The 16,956-nt window shown below is 28.1% G+C and carries 20 protein-coding genes; 10 read left to right on the top strand and 10 right to left on the bottom strand.

Annotation, left to right across the window (positions count from 1 at the left end; genetic code table 11):
- Nucleotides 1-153 precede the first annotated feature (153 nt).
- The 10 genes from BS101_RS02395 to BS101_RS23180 form a co-directional block, all read right to left on the bottom strand.
- Nucleotides 154-513 (bottom strand): SMI1/KNR4 family protein, encoded by a 360-nt coding sequence (locus BS101_RS02395; RefSeq protein WP_242951374.1) that lies wholly within the window; start codon nucleotides 511-513, stop codon nucleotides 154-156.
- Nucleotides 514-538: 25 nt separating this feature from the next.
- Entirely contained in the window at nucleotides 539-664 is a 126-nt protein-coding gene (locus BS101_RS24150) for a hypothetical protein (protein WP_278335274.1), read from the bottom strand.
- Between the two features lie 62 nt (nucleotides 665-726).
- Nucleotides 727-978 carry a hypothetical protein gene (locus BS101_RS23175; protein WP_198039547.1) on the bottom strand — a complete coding sequence of 84 codons (252 nt, stop codon included), beginning with the start codon at nucleotides 976-978 and terminating at the stop codon, nucleotides 727-729.
- Nucleotides 979-1,180: 202 nt separating this feature from the next.
- The gene (locus BS101_RS02405) at nucleotides 1,181-1,636 is read right to left on the bottom strand and encodes an SMI1/KNR4 family protein (protein ID WP_198039548.1); all 456 of its coding nucleotides are present in this window, start codon (nucleotides 1,634-1,636) and stop codon (nucleotides 1,181-1,183) included.
- A 67-nt stretch (nucleotides 1,637-1,703) separates the two neighbouring features.
- Nucleotides 1,704-2,003: a DUF4176 domain-containing protein gene (locus tag BS101_RS02410; RefSeq protein WP_073537369.1), complete on the bottom strand. Its 300-nt coding sequence runs from the start codon at nucleotides 2,001-2,003 to the stop codon at nucleotides 1,704-1,706.
- A 14-nt stretch (nucleotides 2,004-2,017) separates the two neighbouring features.
- Entirely contained in the window at nucleotides 2,018-2,302 is a 285-nt protein-coding gene (locus BS101_RS02415; protein ID WP_073537370.1) for a hypothetical protein, read from the bottom strand.
- Between the two features lie 5 nt (nucleotides 2,303-2,307).
- On the bottom strand, nucleotides 2,308-2,466 hold the full coding sequence (locus tag BS101_RS23655) for a hypothetical protein (RefSeq protein WP_242951375.1): 159 nt from the start codon (nucleotides 2,464-2,466) through the stop codon (nucleotides 2,308-2,310).
- A 104-nt stretch (nucleotides 2,467-2,570) separates the two neighbouring features.
- A complete protein-coding gene (locus BS101_RS02425; protein ID WP_198039549.1) occupies nucleotides 2,571-2,948 on the bottom strand; it encodes a hypothetical protein in 378 nt (125 codons plus the stop codon).
- Nucleotides 2,949-3,575: 627 nt separating this feature from the next.
- Nucleotides 3,576-4,016 (bottom strand): hypothetical protein, encoded by a 441-nt coding sequence (locus tag BS101_RS02430; protein WP_073537372.1) that lies wholly within the window; start codon nucleotides 4,014-4,016, stop codon nucleotides 3,576-3,578.
- A gap of 11 nt (nucleotides 4,017-4,027) precedes the next feature.
- A complete protein-coding gene (locus BS101_RS23180) occupies nucleotides 4,028-5,953 on the bottom strand; it encodes a hypothetical protein (RefSeq protein ID WP_198039550.1) in 1,926 nt (641 codons plus the stop codon).
- Between the two features lie 408 nt (nucleotides 5,954-6,361).
- Between BS101_RS23180 and BS101_RS02440 the strand changes: the two genes are divergently transcribed.
- From BS101_RS02440 to BS101_RS02485, 10 genes are all read left to right on the top strand, one after another.
- On the top strand, nucleotides 6,362-6,658 hold the full coding sequence (locus BS101_RS02440) for a WXG100 family type VII secretion target (protein ID WP_073537373.1): 297 nt from the start codon (nucleotides 6,362-6,364) through the stop codon (nucleotides 6,656-6,658).
- A gap of 60 nt (nucleotides 6,659-6,718) precedes the next feature.
- Nucleotides 6,719-7,231, top strand: coding sequence for a hypothetical protein (locus BS101_RS02445; protein WP_073537374.1), 513 nt, complete (start codon nucleotides 6,719-6,721; stop codon nucleotides 7,229-7,231).
- On the top strand, nucleotides 7,212-7,442 hold the full coding sequence (locus BS101_RS02450; protein WP_242951459.1) for a hypothetical protein: 231 nt from the start codon (nucleotides 7,212-7,214) through the stop codon (nucleotides 7,440-7,442). Before BS101_RS02445 ends, BS101_RS02450 begins: the two co-directional genes overlap by 20 nt.
- A gap of 13 nt (nucleotides 7,443-7,455) precedes the next feature.
- Nucleotides 7,456-8,676, top strand: coding sequence for a type VII secretion protein EssB (gene essB / locus BS101_RS02455; RefSeq protein WP_073537376.1), 1,221 nt, complete (start codon nucleotides 7,456-7,458; stop codon nucleotides 8,674-8,676).
- An 8-nt stretch (nucleotides 8,677-8,684) separates the two neighbouring features.
- Nucleotides 8,685-13,112 (top strand): type VII secretion protein EssC, encoded by a 4,428-nt coding sequence (gene essC, locus BS101_RS02460; protein WP_073537377.1) that lies wholly within the window; start codon nucleotides 8,685-8,687, stop codon nucleotides 13,110-13,112.
- Nucleotides 13,113-13,158: 46 nt separating this feature from the next.
- A complete protein-coding gene (locus tag BS101_RS02465; RefSeq protein WP_073537378.1) occupies nucleotides 13,159-14,502 on the top strand; it encodes a hypothetical protein in 1,344 nt (447 codons plus the stop codon).
- Nucleotides 14,503-14,520: 18 nt separating this feature from the next.
- Nucleotides 14,521-15,330 carry a hypothetical protein gene (locus tag BS101_RS02470; RefSeq protein WP_073537379.1) on the top strand — a complete coding sequence of 270 codons (810 nt, stop codon included), beginning with the start codon at nucleotides 14,521-14,523 and terminating at the stop codon, nucleotides 15,328-15,330.
- 64 nt (nucleotides 15,331-15,394) lie between these two features.
- Nucleotides 15,395-15,814, top strand: coding sequence for a hypothetical protein (locus BS101_RS02475; protein WP_073537380.1), 420 nt, complete (start codon nucleotides 15,395-15,397; stop codon nucleotides 15,812-15,814).
- Between the two features lie 85 nt (nucleotides 15,815-15,899).
- Nucleotides 15,900-16,211 (top strand): GRAM domain-containing protein, encoded by a 312-nt coding sequence (locus tag BS101_RS02480; RefSeq protein ID WP_073537381.1) that lies wholly within the window; start codon nucleotides 15,900-15,902, stop codon nucleotides 16,209-16,211.
- Between the two features lie 393 nt (nucleotides 16,212-16,604).
- A complete protein-coding gene (locus tag BS101_RS02485; protein ID WP_156875987.1) occupies nucleotides 16,605-16,931 on the top strand; it encodes a hypothetical protein in 327 nt (108 codons plus the stop codon).
- Nucleotides 16,932-16,956 lie beyond the last annotated feature (25 nt).

Here is a 16,956-nt window from a genome sequence, read left to right on the forward strand (position 1 = left end):
ACCGTAAAAAAATTAACACCTATATTTAAAAAGTTTATTTTGCTAATATTACAGATATAAAATAGGAGGAAATCTGTAATGGGAATACAAAAGCATTAAAATAGAACTTGGCAGGGCCAATAATATATTCCTTTAGGAGAGCTTTCTTTACTATCAGTAGTAATTAATGTAGTTCTTTTCAAGAATGTATTTATAGTATATGCAAAAATAATCTCCATTTCCTATTCCATAGAATGGTATCATATGGGCATTCCAATTACCATTTCTCATTTCATGATTATATACATCTTCTATTGTATCATTTCCATTATTATTTCCTTTTGATACATTATAAATATTCCCTGGAAATGACCATAATGACGTCAATTCAATAAAATATCTAAATTCATCACTAAATGAACAATTAAACTTATTGCTTAATTCTTGCCACTCCTCAGCTGTTGGTTTGTCTAATATATCTGTTTCTTTTTCTAATATAGTTGATAATATAGATTCTATTTCATTGTATTCCATCCGCTATCACCTCTATTTTTTATTTTTATATACTCTCTCCTGGTAATATATATTCACTACCACGTTTCTTCCAATACTCCCTTATTTCTTTAGCTCTTTGAGCTGGAGTAAGTTCCTGACGGTTCGGTATGTCTAGTATGATTTCCACCACGTCTATGAGTATACTCCTCTAAATCATCTAATATTCCACCATTCTCTACTGATTTTTGTCTTCTATGATGAGTCTTCTATATTTCTATCTTCATGAGTAGCTTTAGCTGTTGGCCCTCTACCTTTTCTCATTCTTTCAATTTTCTCTATTGTTTTAGGTCCATATCTTACTTGTGGTGCTGTAAAATCTGGGTCTGGATTAGGATAATTTGATAGACTCATAGGTTTAGTTGGGGCATATATTCTACTACCAGGGTTAGTCTCCCCCCTTGGGGTTGAAACTGTAGCTACAAAAATAAATGGTAGCAACATCATTTACCTGTTACTACCATTTTAGCATTAATTCTGTTTTTGCTCATCTGCTCACTGCATAATGATAATTATGCAGTGAGCACAATATTATTTTTATGGTCTTAATTTATTAAATCATATAGCATACTTATGCCTAGCATCTATTCTAATTATTATGCAGTTAGAATGATTTGTTTTTTGCAGTAAGTCTATGAGTGACAATCTCTTATTCTTGAGGTTCATGCAACATCAATATTAATTCTGTAAAAGTGTCACATAAATAACTTATCGCTGACTCCGTATCATTAAATGCTTTTTCATGTTCCCAAAATACTACTACTGGCTGCTCATTGCTTCTATAATCAAAACATATCATATTCCCAAATGGGTCTTCTGCAAACGGGATTACTCTTCCAATTAGCCTATCCTTTATATCATTATAGGTATCTATAATGTTACTGTAATCTTCTTCATCAAAGCTTAAGAGATTATTAAATACTTCCTCATTATCATTGAAATTGAATCTATTTGGCTTCGGATATCCACTATCATTTTTCATTGCAATTTCAATATAATCTTTAGGGAATTTCACACCCAATATACTTTCTACATTTGAGATAGTTGTAATTTCAACATTATCATTTTCAATTGCATCTATAACATTCACTATATTAGAAGACACTAAGTGTAAAAGGCCACAAATCCCATGCAACAGCCATTTGGGAAAAATCAAGTGCTTAAATGCCTATTTATGAAGGGTTATGTTTGTGTGCATAAGCTCTATTATTAAGATATTCGCTTATTTTCTTGTTATATTCCAATTCCTCTATATCTTGAAATCCTGAAAAACAAACTTCTTCAATCTGCTCATGATTAAATAATATTGAACTTTCAGGCCTCAAATTTCCTTCTGGATATAAACAGGCACAATAATCCCATCGATTTTTATCTTTGCCTTCTAATTGTATTTGTAACCTTCCTGTTATCATTAATTTTTTGTCACTATCTTTTAGCAATACAACTGAACCTATTGGTAGCAATGTTTTCATAGTTAATTTCTCCTTTATTTTCTCAAAAAACTAAATAATTTTTCCCATATAGGTAATATAAAATTTTTAAATACTAGTATAAAAACATAAATTACAATAAAAAGTATAGTTCCTGCAAGAAGTGTTGCTCCTAAAATAGCTAATATTAATAAACTGTATTCACTAATGGTTGATATACTCATGGTATTAAATAATGATTGTTTAACATAATTGATTCTTATAATATATTGTATAAATACAATAACCAAGCAGCCTATATATAATTTATTGGATATCATTCTTTTTATTAAATTTTTCATACTTGTTAATTTCCCTCCACTAACTCTTCTAAAGAATATTTTTTATTACAATTGGAGCAATAATAAAAAATTTTAACTTCGTATGCATCACCAAAACATAAACCTTCAACTGGACTTCTAAACTTTTTCTCTCCAATATACTTTTCCTCGGTTACTCTCTTCATTTTTCTTCCACAGATTTTACAAATTTTTTTCTTAAATAAAAAAAACTTTAATTCTTTAAATCCAAATGATCATTCCTTTATGTCTCCCAAGAATAATTACCCCCTTAATCTGCAAACCCTACCGATACTGAGAGACCTATTCCCAAAAGTGCAGCAGCGCTTGCTGATACCTTAAGCTTACCATTATCTATTCCAGCTTCAGCAGTTCCCCCAATTGCTCCTAAATGTCCCTCTTCTTCAACACTTATTTCTAGACCAAGTATTTTAAACTTTTGTTCAGCTTTTGCCGAATGAAGTGTTGCTATAGCTCCTGCCTTTCCCTTACAATTTAATTTTCCAGTCACCTCATCTTTTCCCATTTCTATACCCAATTCTGCTTTTCCACTATAAGCAGCTGTAGATATCTTTCCTTCCATTCCTAAATCTTTATCTCCACCTTGCATTTTCCCAGATAACTCTACTGTTTTAAATGATCCTTCCACTCCAAGATTAAGTTTTGGTGAAAAGTCTTTTTTAATTTTATTTCCATTTTTTCTATATTATTTCTTATACTCAAATAAACCTACTTTAGCTTGTTTATCTGCATCTAATTCTAAAGCAGTTATTTTTGCACTAAATAAACTTTTGTCATCACCAGCTATATATTCATCTATAACTGTTTTTGAATCATCTTTGGGCTTATTTTTAGATTGTATATTATCTTTTAATTTTAATTTATTATATTAATCTCCTAAAACAATTTTTGCATATTCTAGTATTTGCTTTTCTTCTGCTGTTAACTCTCCTGGATTCTTTAGCATTAACTGTATTACTTTATTCTTATCTACTTGTCCATTTGTGTTTTGAAATTCTGTACTAATTCATTTTTCATACTTATTTGCTCCTTTCATTGTTTTAGGCATAGAAAAAAGGATAACGCCTTTTTGTCAGCGTTAACGTCGATTGTTTCTACCATGTATTTAGTTTTACTTTTGCTACAACTAACTGCATTATGATAATTATGCAGCATTTTCACTTATAGCCTTGTATAGTTTTACTATTATCCTATAGAATTATTTTTTTTGCAGTTAATATAATCATAATTTTGTAGTAAGATTATAATCTAGATGTTAAAACTTTTTTAAATTATTCATTCCTTTAATAAAATTCAAAATAGAATCTTTGCTCAACATCAAATTACTTAAGTACAGTAGAAAATCAAATTCATCCTCATCATCACCAAAAGTTAACACGAATGGACTTATATATGGTTTATATGTAATATCACATACAACCTTATCCTTTATTTTAACTTGAAAGTTACGTTTTCCATCATCTATTCTCGCATTTGTACAGATTATCTCATCAGGATTTGTCTCATATTTATTATCATTATATAGAAAAAAGAATTTATCTGCATCAACATAAATACCTAACAATTGTCCATCTTCACTAAATCCTCCTACCCCTTGCCTAGCTAACTGTGTTTTATCTTTTTCAACTATTGAATATCCAGTAGATTCTAATATAATATATGTCCTCGTCTTAGAGTAATTATTTAATATTATCAAAGTTATCCCTCCTAATGCACTAATCCTAATAGTGTATTTATTACATCATCATCACTTTCCAATTGCTTAGATGCTTCAAGGTAATCTGCTCTTGTTTTCTGTTGTGTTTTTGCCCAATCAACATCTGTAAAATCATATTCTGATCTATCATATTCAGTACCTTTATTTGGTAAATATCCATATGCTCCATTATCATCAGCATATATCTGTTTAAGTACATCAGGTTTTACATTTTCTAAATGTATTCCTTCACCTGTTTTACCTACTCCAGCTTCAGCCGCTCCCTCAATTATTTTTTTAGCCTCATTAGACACATTATCTTCAATTTTAGAAAACTTAAATAAATCTTCTGAAGCATTTATTGTTCCCATTCCATTTGGTAATGCAAATTGATGTTGTCCATATAATACTGACCTTATGTATTGTGTCATATTTTCAGCTTTATTTCCCGGTGTTTTTATATTTCCTATTGTCTTCATATCTGGAATTTTTAAATCTTCACCTATGGATAATTTTTCATGAATTGGAATCTTACCCTTTGATAGAGCTTTTCCACCACGAGTTATCCCAATTAAATTTATTGTACTTTCAGTCCACTTTTCTGCATCATCCAATGACATGTCTGGATTTAAGAAGAAATCTTTTATTTTATTTATATCTCCTGTTGTCTTTATATCTTCCCATATTCCTTTTGGAATGTTTTTTATTATATTATATGCATTATCCCCTGCATAATATAATTCTTGTGCATTTTTCGCTAGTGCTTTTTTATAAGTTTCATCATTATCCATTCCATTTGTTCCAAAAATTCTATCCAATTCTATTTTTGCAACATTGGTTAATTCACCACCAAATTCTCCTGCTGATTTTATCAGTTCAAGTAGAGCTTTTACGAAATTGATGCCACCAGATGTTATAGCTTCTCCTCTAATTGTTAAATACTTTACCAGAGGATAATACTCACTACTTTTTATAACCTTTCCGAAATCACTTTTACTAACACTACTATTTAAATATTTAAAAGAATCTACAGGGTCATTTATTAAATCTTTCTTTATCTTTAAACAACCTTCAATTAAATCTTTTATCTTTGATACAAGTTCTTCATTTTTCTTCTGTTTTAGCACTTGTTCTTTTAATTCATCATATTCATCTTTACTTAATACTTTTTCTACATATGATAATATCTCTTTTTCTCCATTAGTCAAGTAATTTGGATTTTTTAGCATTAATTGTATTACTTTATTCTTATCTACTTGTCCATTTTCTGAAATAGCAGAAACACTCCTGAATTCAGATATTCCTACAGTTATTCCTGATATTTTTGAAAATACTGAGCATATATTTTCTTCCATATCTCTTACACCATTACAATATTCATTAAATGAATCATTGAATTCTGTCAAACTTGTTGTTTGATTTTTAAGTGAATTTTGTAAATTCAAAACATCATCTGCAATTGGGAATGATGTAAAGCTTAAACTATTTGCTAAGTTTAATATTTCTTCAAATTTAGAGTTCATCTTTTTATAATTATCTATACATTCACTAACATTATTATTTATTTGAAATTGCCCTCCATATTGGAGTGAAATAATTCCTGTATCATCATTTGTAAGGGCTGTCCCACCCCCACTTCTTTTTATGCAGTTTACAAAATCCTCACTTTGCTTTTTTAATCTAACTGCCCTTGGCTTTTCTTCATTTTCTAAAGCATTTTTCACGTACTTTATATCTTCTATTAAATTTGTATAAAACTCCTGATTTTTAATATGCTTTTCCATAAATTTATCTTTTGCTTCACCTGACCATCCAGCTTCAGTAAGCTCTGCGATAGTTTTATTTATATTTTCTTTTTGTTCTTCTAATGTCTTTATAATGTTTTCATATTCATTTATTGTATTAGTTAATTCACCAATATCTAATTTAAAATCCATTTATTTTCTCCCATGTACTAATTTGCTTTATTGCATTTTTATATTAATGCAATTGACCATATATATCTAATTTTTACATTAATATTTATATACTTCCTTTATTTTAATGTTTTCGTACATGCGTGTGAATATTGTTTTATTCTTCCTTGATGCTGTAAAATATTTGTAACCGCAAAAAAATTAACGCCTATATTTAAAAAGTTTAAAGAAACAGATGTTATTTTTGAACACATAATATTTTTATTTCAAACTTACGTTATTATAATAGAATAGACAGTAAATCTTTTGATTTTACACAAACATTCTGTTAAAAAGGATTAATTTAGACAAAAACATTCCAATAGTGGAAAAAATATAATTATTATGTTATAATAAGGAATAGAATCTAAAAAGAGGGGGGAAATCAAAATGTCAGATCAAATTAGAATTTCACCAGAACGTATGATAGAAAGATCAAGGGATTATCATCAAGAAGCAGAAAAAATTAATGAGGTAATTACTAGGATGACTTCATTAATATCAGAATTACAAACTGAATGGGAAGGACAAGCAAGTACAAGCTTTGCTAATCAATTCAATGAATTAAGACCAAGTTTTGTAAATATGCATGATCTTGTAGAAACTATTTCTCATCAATTACAACAAACTGGAGCTGCAATGCAAGAAAGAGATCAAGAAATAGCTTCACAATTTGGAGTTAAATAATACAGTTAATAATTAAATTAAAAGAGAGATGTTAAATATCTCTCTTTTAGGAGTTAAAAAATGAAAAAGAATATAATAGTAAGTATATTAGTGATTCTAATTACATTTACGTCTAATGTATATAAAGTTAATGCAAATAATGAATTGAATATAGATCCTGATTCTTTAAAAAACAGCGAAAGTGAGTCATATATGTCAGTATCAGACATATATGGAATTGAATTGTTTACGGATAAGGTTGAAAAGACCAAACAAGAAGTAAGTAATAAACAGCAGGAGAATAGAAAAGCCTTATATAATAGCATTTTCTTATCAACAGATAATGCAAAATCTATTAGAGATAAAGAATTCTCTCAAAAGGTAGAAACATATAATTTGTTTTCTCAATCAAATATGCAGAAAAAAATTGAATATGAAAAATATGATAATGATGATAATAATATTAAAATTATGGCTGTTTCAGTAATTACATTTTTATGCATACTAACAGGCGTGTTGACTAGATTGTATTATATAAATAAACGAAGGGAAGAAGAAAAACGCGGTGAATATAATGATTACACTGGATTTTAGAGCACAGAATAAAGGTCAATTTGATATATCTTTAAATAGTGAACAAGTGATACAAGAAGCTATAAAGATAGTTAATGATGGTTTAGCTTTAAATTTAGATTTACAAAAGATAAATTATTGTAAATCGAATAGAGAGAAGAGAATAATTTCTGTATATAGCACTTTTGAAGAAAATAATATATATACAGGAGATAGATTAGAATTACTATAGAGGATAAATGATTATGAAAAAAAATGAATTTGAAAAGATAGTTAAGATATCAGAGCTAAATGCTAAAAGGGATAGTGAAATTAATAGAATAACTTATGAAAACACATATTTAATTCCATGTAAAGTAAACATTAAAGATGAAGAGGTAAAATTTATATATGATTTAAATGAGTTACAACCTTTTAGTGAAATAAAAAATAGAAGAGCTGTTGAAAAGCTAAGATTTTTAATAAATGTTAGCAATGTTTTAGAAATAGCAGATGAATATTCATTTAAATTAGAACCAAATAACATTTATTATGACTATAATTATATTCCAAAAATCTTGAACAGAGATATAAGATTAGAGGATGAAATTATGGATTATAAAGATTTAGTTTTGCAGTATAAAAGTTTAATTGCAGATGTATTTGACAAACGATGTTCATACAATGACTTTTATAATGGTGGTATGGATTTGATAAAAAAGAATAAGAGAATTAAGAAATACATATCACTTGAAACAATTGAAGAAATTAAAAATGAACTTTTAGAAGATTTAAAAATGCAAGAAAAAGAGGATGAAGAAAACTACATAGAAATAAAATTAAAAAATTATAAAGTAAAAAAGTATAGTATATGGACAATGAGTCTAGTAATACTGGGATTAATGATTTATACAGTTTATACATCTGTATTCTTAGTTCCATTTGATCAAAAGGTAATTAAAGCTAATAGTTACTATATGAAACAGGATTATGAAGGTGTAATAAAATGCTTTGAAAACACAAGAGGCTTAAAACTTGATAAAGAATCGAAATATAAGCTGGCATATTCATATGTAGTGTCAGAAAATCTTGCAGAAAGTAAAAAGAAGAATATAATAGCTACATTAAATGATAAGAGTGATGAAAATATTTTAGATTATTGGATTGCAATAGGAAGGTCAAAATATGATAATGCAATAGATTTAGCTAAAAAGGTGCAAGATGACGAATTACTTTTATATGCTCTTTTAAATAAACAAAAGTATATACAAGATAATGATGAAATGACCGGAGAAGAAAAGCAAAAAGCACAGGAGGGATTACAATCTCAAATAGAAAAGTTAACTAAAGAACTAAATGTAGGAGAAGAAACTGAAAAAAATGCAGCAAAAGATTCAACAACTACTAATACATCTAAAGCTCAAAGTACAAGTGGAGATAAATCCAGTGAATCAGGAAGCGGATTAAATTTAGTTCCAAGTGAGTAGGAGGAAAAATGTATTATCGAAATAGTGTATTATTTCTTGAAAATGAAATGGTAAGGGAGATTCCATGCGATAAAAAGGTATATATTTCAAGTGATTTCAAAGTAGGAACTAAAGAAAAAAATATTGGAGATTTAACTTGTTATAATGAAAATAATATAGCAATCTTAAATATTGGACAGAAAAAGATAGAATTAAAACCTTATGAAAAGTATGTGTATAATGATAAAGAAAATTTATCTATCATCTATTTTATAAATGATAGAAAGAAAGTATCAATAAAAGGAAATAGTTTTATTACCATAGGAGATTCAAAAGACAGTAGTATTTATTTAAAAAACATCAAGAAATTAAACTTAAGATTAGAAAAAGGCAAATTGTATAGGTTTACCGAATATGAAATCTATGTGAATGGAAAGTTAGCAAAGGAAAATCCAATTGTTTTGAGCGAAGATGATTTAATTTTAATCGATAAAGTTAAGATTACTTATCATAATAATGTATTATATGTTGAAGGAGACTCAAGGTCATATGAAACTTCTCTTCACACTATGGATTTAGAACAAATAAAATTTGAAGGTTTTCCAGAATATAAGAGATCACCTAGAATAATTAAAGATTGTCCAACTGAAACAGTAAATTTTAAAAATCCACCAAGCAAAGTGGAAAAGAAAAAAGGACAGCTAGTAAGATTTATAGCACCACCACTAGTAATGCTAATTATAACCATTGCTATAAGTTTAATAAGTCCCAGGGGAATATACATTATAATGAGTATTGCTGGTATGGGGATGAGTGCTGTATTTTCAGCAACTTCGTATATAAGTGATAAAAAAGAGGACAAGAGAAAAAATAAGCTTAGAAAAGAAGTATATAATAAATATTTATTAAATCTCAGAAAAAAATTAGATAATTTAAGGAGAAGACAGATGGAATCCTTAAAATATCATAACCCCACATTAAAGCAGATAGATAAGATGACAGAATTCTATAGCAGCAGAATATATGAACGTACGTATACCGATGAAGATTTTTTAAGTATATCAATAGGAAATGCTGATATAGAACCAAGCTATAAAATGAAGTTTTCCAATGAGTCTATACAACTTGAAAAAGATGAATTATTAGAACAAGCAAATGAAGTTTATAATGAATTTAGTATGGTAAAGGACATGCCAATTGCTATTGACTTAAAAAAAGCACACTTTGGATTAGTTGGAGAGAAGAAGTATATTCATGAACAATTAAACATTATATTTGCTCAGCTAACGTTGTTTCAAAGTTATAATGATTTGGAAATAATATTGATACATAATGAAAAATATAGAGAAAATTTTGATTGGTTAAGATGGTATCCTCACTTTAAAATAAGTGCAATAAATGTTAGAGGTCTTATAGATACAGATAGAGTAAGAGATCAAGTGCTTGGAAATATTTCTAAAATATTAAAGGATAGGGAAATAAAAAACCAGGAAAATAAAGATAAAATAAGATTTATACCCTATTATCTATTTGTTATTGATGAACCAAGTCTAATACTAAACCATTCTATAATGGAATATTTACAAAAATATGATTCTAAATTAGGCTTTTCAATAATATATACAAGCCAGTTAAAAGCTAACTTACCTGAAAACATTAAAACGATTTTTAAAATTGACAATTATGAGTATGGAACACTTGTAATAAATGAAGGAATTTTAGTAAATAAGAAAGTTAAGCTTAATCATGTAGATATAAAATTAAGTAATTTATCTAGAAGATTATCTTGTTTAAAACATATTAAGGGAATGATGAATCAAATTCCAGATAGCATAACATTTTTTGAAATGTACAATGTTAATAGTCCTAAAGAATTAGGCATAGAAAATTTATGGATGAAGAATCAAGCTTATAAAACTTTAGCAGTTCCTCTAGGTGTAAGAGGTAAAAATGATTATGTGTATTTAAATCTTCATGAAAAGGCCCATGGACCGCATGGTCTTATAGCAGGTACTACAGGATCTGGAAAAAGTGAGATAGTACAGTCATATATTTTATCTTTAGCTGTGAATTTTCATCCCTATGAAGTTGGATTTTTGTTAATTGACTATAAAGGTGGAGGCATGGCTAGTTTATTTAAAAATTTGCCTCATTTATTAGGTACAATTACTAACTTAGATGGCTCTGAAAGTATGAGAGCTATGGCATCAATAAGGAGTGAATTAGCAAGAAGACAGCAAATATTTAATGAATATGAAGTAAATCACATTAATCAATACAATAAATTGTTTAAAAATGGTGAGGCTAAAGAACCAATGCCACATTTATTTTTAATTTCGGATGAATTTGCAGAATTAAAAAAGGAGCAGCCTGATTTCATGAGAGAGTTAGTTAGTGCTGCCCGTATTGGAAGAAGTTTAGGAATTCATTTAATACTTGCAACTCAAAAACCATCAGGCGTAGTTGATGATCAAATATGGAGTAACTCAAAATTTAAATTGGCATTAAAAGTTCAAAATGAATCAGACAGTAATGAAATCATAAAAACACCAGATGCAGCAAGAATAACTCAACCTGGACGAGCATACTTGCAAGTTGGAAATAATGAAATCTATGAATTATTTCAATCAGCCTGGAGTGGAGCAGCATATGAAAATAATGAAGATGACGATTCAATAGATGATAGAGTGTATCTTATTAATCATATGGGACAAGGTCAACTTTTGAATAATGATTTAAGTAGTGGTGCTGAAGATTTAAATCTCAAGGCAACAGAGTTAGATGTAACAGTTGATTACATAAATAAATTATTTAGTAACTTACAATTATCAAGTGTAAAAAAACCGTGGTTACCTCCATTAGAAACTAAAATCAGTTCACCACATATTGATGAAGAAAATATAGTTGATGCAGCAGAATTTAAAGAATTAGACACGAATATTAGCATAGGAATTGTAGATATACCAGAAGCCCAATCACAAAATGAATATAAATTAAATTTTGTGAAGGATGGAAATTTTGTTATATTTTCGTCAGCTGGATTTGGAAAAACTACAACATTAACAACAATTATGTTATCACTTGCAGTTAAAAATTCTCCTGAAAATCTACAATTTTTTGTATTGGATTTTGGTAATTCAGGATTAGTACCAATGAAAGAGTTACCGCATACAAGAGATTATATTAAATTTGATGATGTTGTTAAATTCCAAAAAATGTGTAAGATAATAGACGATGAATCTAAGAAAAGAAAAAGAATATTAGGTGAAGCAAGTGTAGCAAATTTTAATATGTATAATGAAGTAAGCGATGAAAAATTACCAGCGTTATTTATCATAATAGATAATTATGATGTAATAAAGGAATTTGGTATAGAAGCAGAAGATTTTATTATGAAAATAACTAGAGATGGAGCTGGTATAGGAATATTTACAATAGCAACAGCTTCCCGTCAAAATGCAATTAAATTTGCAGTGTTAAATAACTTTAAAAACAAAATGGCGCACTATTTATTTGATGAAACTGAAACTAGAGCTATTATTGGAAAAGGTGATTATACATTACCAGATATACCAGGCAGAGCTATGGTTAAGCTTCAAAATGTTAATATAATGCAGGTTTACTCAGCTGTTGAATTTCAAGATGAATTAGAATATGCAAATAAAATATTAACTATGATAGGAAAAATAAAAGATTTATATACTGGGGACAGAGTAGAAAGTATAAGAATGCTGCCAGAAATTCTTACAATCAGTAAGCTTAAAGAATTTGCAGATGAAAAGAAATATAAAAATAAAATTCCTGTTGGATTAGATGCAGAAAATGTAAGAACTCAATTTATTGAATTAGATGGAGGTACTAAATTAGTAGTAGGTGGAATGCAAACTGGTAAAACAAATGTTTTAAAAATAATGCTTTCATTAAGAGAAAATATAGAGACTTATGTATTTGATTCTAAAAGTGGAGAACTTTATCCATATAGAAATCAAGTTAACCAATATATTGTATCACAAGATGAGCAAAGAGATTTTTTGGGAAAAATGCAGGAAATAATTGATGAGAGAAAGGCTGAATTTGAAAAACATAGGGCAGAGGAACCAGGATTAATGCCAAAAATATATTATGCTTCATTAAGTCCTATTATGGTATTAATAGATGATTGTGATAATTTTGTAGTAGAAATAAATTTAATCACTGATTTACCTGTAAAGGAAATAATAGAAGAGGCAATTAGTGTAGGTGTGACATTTATAGCTAGTGCTCAAGCAAATGGTCTTAAAGGATATGATCTGGTGACTAAAATATTTAAAAACTCTATAAATGCAATTATTTTAGGTAATCCAAATGATCAAACTGTAATTACAAATTATACCAGAAATCCACAAGCAGCTGTAGATTTAGGATATATGTATAACAAAGGTAAAATGCAATTGATTAAAATGCCTAAAGTAAAATAAAATGATGATTACTCAACTATTAGTAAAGTTTTTATCGGAGGTTGACATGAGTAAACTTGCAATAAAATACGCAGGTTGTCAAGATACTGTGGACAACTTAAAAAATATTAGTAGTGTTAAATATGAAGATTTAATAAATAATTTGACTGATGTACTGAATTCATTAAATAACTTGACATATAAACCAGATACATCAGGGATAAGTAATGCTATATCAAAAGCCAAGGAAAACCAAAAGAAATTAATGAATTTTGCAAATGCATTAGAGAGTTATGCGAGAGAGTTATATGCATTTGATAATACATTTTACAATAATTTTGTATCATTAGATGGGACAAACCTAAAAAATTATAAAAACAATATAGGAAGCATGGAAATAAGTGATGATGAAATAGAAAAGATATTTTTTAGTGACAAGAACAGCTTGGAGAGATATTTATATTTGCTTTCAAAAGCGCTAAGAGGTGATTTGGGCTCAGAAGATAATTTTTTAATCAAAGCAATAGGAAAAGAAATGTTTAAATTTTCAATAGATCCAGGAAAAATGAAAGCATTAAGATTTCTTTTAAAAGGAAACTCATTTCAAATAATAAAAAGGGGAGAAAAGATATTTATTAAATTAAAAAATAGTAAATTAGATCCTAATGATTTAGAAAAATGTGCGAGATATCTGCATGATGAGTTTAAAATATTAAATGATAGAGAGTTAAATAGAATTTTAACTGGGCCAAACTCTAGGAATATTAATAAATTGAAAAAATTCCCAGAGAGATTATTAAATGAAGGCGGAGAAATTTATGATACAGAAAAAGGAAAGTGGTCTAAATATGCAAACAAAATATTAAAAGGAGAGTATGATGATTTAAATAAATATATTAAAATGGCTAATCTAGGAGATGTAGAACGTGTTTTTACCAATTTTAAGAGCGGTGCAATAGAGGATTTATTAGGAGAAGTAAAGTATATTAAATCAGGTAAGGTTATTAATGATATAAAAAATATTAAAATATCATCAGGAGTAAACTTGTTTGGAAAAGCTTTTGGCGTTTATGACAAAATAAAAACTATTAGCGATAATGTAGATAATGATCTTAGAGATGAAAATAGCAATATAAGTTTAGCTAATGGTGAGAGAGATAAGAAATTTGTGGTAGATACAACAGTTGACCTGGGCTCTAGTGCAGGAGCAGCAGCAGCAGGAGCAGCAATTGGTTCTTTGGTTCCAGTTGCAGGAACTGTAGTAGGAGCAGTAGCAGGAGCGGCAATAGGCGTAGCAATAAATCATAAGTTTATTGGAAAGCCACCAAAAAGTTTTGTAGATGAAACTAAAGATTTGGCTAATGAAGGTGTTGATAAAGCAGGAAGTTGTATGAAGAAAATATTTTGGTAATGAGTAGGAGGAAAAATCATGCTAGGATTAAAAAAATGCTCAGAGGAAGATTTTTATCAATTTATATATTCAAATTCAAAATATTATCCTAAAGATATAGATGCTAGGTTGCTTGGTGGCTTAATTGGTGTTTTGATTTTTGGAGGATTAGGATGGTTTTATATAGAAGGTTGTAATATAGAGTGCCCTTATTTAATAAGTATAATGGTTAAAGTTTTTATCATAGCTGATATTGGTCTTTTTATATTTAGTAGAGTAAATAATAAAAAGTATGCATTTAAATTTCAAAGATTTTTTGTGATTGTTGCAGCAATAAATTGGGTTGCTTTATCTTTATGTATATATCCAATGCCGTTGGCTATAGCTTATTCTAATGATAATGCATTATTTAAAATAATAATATACACAATTATATTAGTATGCATATATTCAATATTTGTTTTTATAAGACTTATAATTTTAATTAGAAAAGGTGAAATGAGAAAAGATTCTGTTGGACTGTATGAGAGACTTTTCAGTAGAAAGATTGCGTACCTAGGATTTTCTGTTCCAATAATAGTTATAGCAAGCAAATTAGGACGTAGAGCAGCAATATCTATGGATAACAGTGGAGTTAATATGGGAGTGCCAATATTAATGTTTGTATTAGCATTTATAATGCAGGTAATATTAGTGAGTATTATTCCAGAATGTATTATAGTGGCGTATTGTAAATCGAGATTTAAGTCATTTAATTTTCCATATAAAACATATCCAACTTTTAAAAATAAAAACAAGATAAATCCATCCTTTAAGAATAAAAATAAGAAAAGAAAAGGTTCTTCGTAAAAATAGAGGCTGCTTCGGGTAACATAAAGAGAAAATTGGAGGATAACAACTTAGGAGAAAAATAATGTTAGGATTACAAAAATGTTCAGAAGAAGATTTCTATCAATTTATATATTCAAATTCAAAATATCATCCTAGAGATACAGATGGATATTTATTGGGTAACTTAATTGCTATTTTGATTTTTGGAGGACTAGGATGGTTTTATATAGAACAGGGACATATAAATTGTCCTCATTTAATAAGTATAATAATTAAAGTGTTTATCATAGCTGATATTGGTCTATTTATATTTAGTAGAGTAAATAACAGGAAGTATGCATTTAAGTTTCAAAAATTTTTTGTGCTTGTTACAGCAGTAAATTGGTTTGCTTTTTCTTTAGTTGCATATCCAATGCCCCTAATTGAAGCTTATTATTATAATAATGATGTTTTCTTTAATATAATAACTCAACTTTCGCAGTTTAGGTATAGGGTTTATTAATCGTAAATCTAAGATATTTAAACAATAATAAATTATTGCGGTGCAATTATGAACTTTATCACTTATATTATATGGAGGTAAGAAGATGAATTTAATGGAAAATGAACAGATCTATTTTAATGTGTTAGCCAATCTTTTTAGAGGAGCAGAATCAGTTGGTGGTAAGTTAAAAATAACTGATAGAAGACTTATATTTAAATCTCATGCTTTTAATATTCAAACTGGTACAACAGAAATACTAATTGAACAAATTGCAGAAGTAAAGAAAAGAAACACTTTAGGACTTGTTCCAAATGGCATATCTATTATTACAAAAGATGAGATTGAATACAAATTTGTTTTGTGGAATAGGAGCAAAATAATTGATTTCATAAGCAAACGTATGACTAACTATTAATCTAACATTGATTAGAAAGAAAACTTAGTTGATGGTGATACATAATATTCATAATTTACGAACAAAGCTTCGTTAGTTAATAATTAAGAATTAATAATTAATAGTGAAGGTTAATTTTTAGCTATCGCAAAAAATTTTTAAATTTATATGAATCGGCTGTGAATCAGCAATGTTTCGCTTTAGCGAAGCGAGCTATCAAAGATTTTTTGTAGTGTAACGGAAAAAAATCCACATTAACTATTAACTCTTCATTCTTAACTATTAATTAAAAATGTTGCTTCGTTCTTTGCCTATATTAAGTCAAAATTTTGTATGTGCGAAAGTTGAGTAATAATATACATAATTATAACAGTATGCATATATTCAATATTTGTTTTTATAAGGCTTGTAATTTTGATTAGAAAAGGTGAGATGGGAAAGAATTGTGTTGGATTATATGAAAGGCTTTTTAGTAAAAAGATAGGGTATTTAGGATTTTCTGTTCCAATAGTAGTTATTGCAAGCAAATTAGGACGTAGAACAACGATAGCTATGCAGAATAGAGGTTTTAATATGGGGCCAGTAATATTAATGTTTGTATTAGCGTTTATACTGCAGGTAATATTTGTAAGTTTTATTCCAGAATGTATTATAGTGGTATATTGTAAATCAAGATTTCAATTCTTTAATTTCTCATATGAATCATATTTAAATAGAGGAAAAAAGGTAAAAAGCCAATAAAGCAAAAAAATAAATGACAACAAAA

Source organism: Clostridium kluyveri (genome assembly GCF_001902295.1).
Taxonomy (GTDB): domain Bacteria; phylum Bacillota; class Clostridia; order Clostridiales; family Clostridiaceae; genus Clostridium_B; species Clostridium_B kluyveri_B.

What these genes read in the sequence shown, in the direction of transcription:
- BS101_RS02395 (WP_242951374.1), bottom strand. Translation starts at nt 513, where the DNA reads ATGGAATACAATGAAATAGAATCTATATTATCAACTATATTAGAAAAA.
- BS101_RS23180 (WP_198039550.1), bottom strand. Translation starts at nt 5,953, where the DNA reads ATGGATTTTAAATTAGATATTGGTGAATTAACTAATACAATAAATGAA.
- BS101_RS02470 (WP_073537379.1), top strand. Translation starts at nt 14,521, where the DNA reads ATGCTAGGATTAAAAAAATGCTCAGAGGAAGATTTTTATCAATTTATA.
- BS101_RS02415 (WP_073537370.1), bottom strand. Translation starts at nt 2,302, where the DNA reads ATGAAAAATTTAATAAAAAGAATGATATCCAATAAATTATATATAGGC.
- BS101_RS02445 (WP_073537374.1), top strand. Translation starts at nt 6,719, where the DNA reads ATGAAAAAGAATATAATAGTAAGTATATTAGTGATTCTAATTACATTT.
- essB (WP_073537376.1), top strand. Translation starts at nt 7,456, where the DNA reads ATGAAAAAAAATGAATTTGAAAAGATAGTTAAGATATCAGAGCTAAAT.
- BS101_RS02450 (WP_242951459.1), top strand. Translation starts at nt 7,212, where the DNA reads ATGATTACACTGGATTTTAGAGCACAGAATAAAGGTCAATTTGATATA.
- essC (WP_073537377.1), top strand. Translation starts at nt 8,685, where the DNA reads ATGTATTATCGAAATAGTGTATTATTTCTTGAAAATGAAATGGTAAGG.
- BS101_RS02465 (WP_073537378.1), top strand. Translation starts at nt 13,159, where the DNA reads ATGAGTAAACTTGCAATAAAATACGCAGGTTGTCAAGATACTGTGGAC.
- BS101_RS02440 (WP_073537373.1), top strand. Translation starts at nt 6,362, where the DNA reads ATGTCAGATCAAATTAGAATTTCACCAGAACGTATGATAGAAAGATCA.
- BS101_RS23655 (WP_242951375.1), bottom strand. Translation starts at nt 2,466, where the DNA reads ATGAAGAGAGTAACCGAGGAAAAGTATATTGGAGAGAAAAAGTTTAGA.
- BS101_RS23175 (WP_198039547.1), bottom strand. Translation starts at nt 978, where the DNA reads ATGATGTTGCTACCATTTATTTTTGTAGCTACAGTTTCAACCCCAAGG.
- BS101_RS02410 (WP_073537369.1), bottom strand. Translation starts at nt 2,003, where the DNA reads ATGAAAACATTGCTACCAATAGGTTCAGTTGTATTGCTAAAAGATAGT.
- BS101_RS02475 (WP_073537380.1), top strand. Translation starts at nt 15,395, where the DNA reads ATGTTAGGATTACAAAAATGTTCAGAAGAAGATTTCTATCAATTTATA.
- BS101_RS02480 (WP_073537381.1), top strand. Translation starts at nt 15,900, where the DNA reads ATGAATTTAATGGAAAATGAACAGATCTATTTTAATGTGTTAGCCAAT.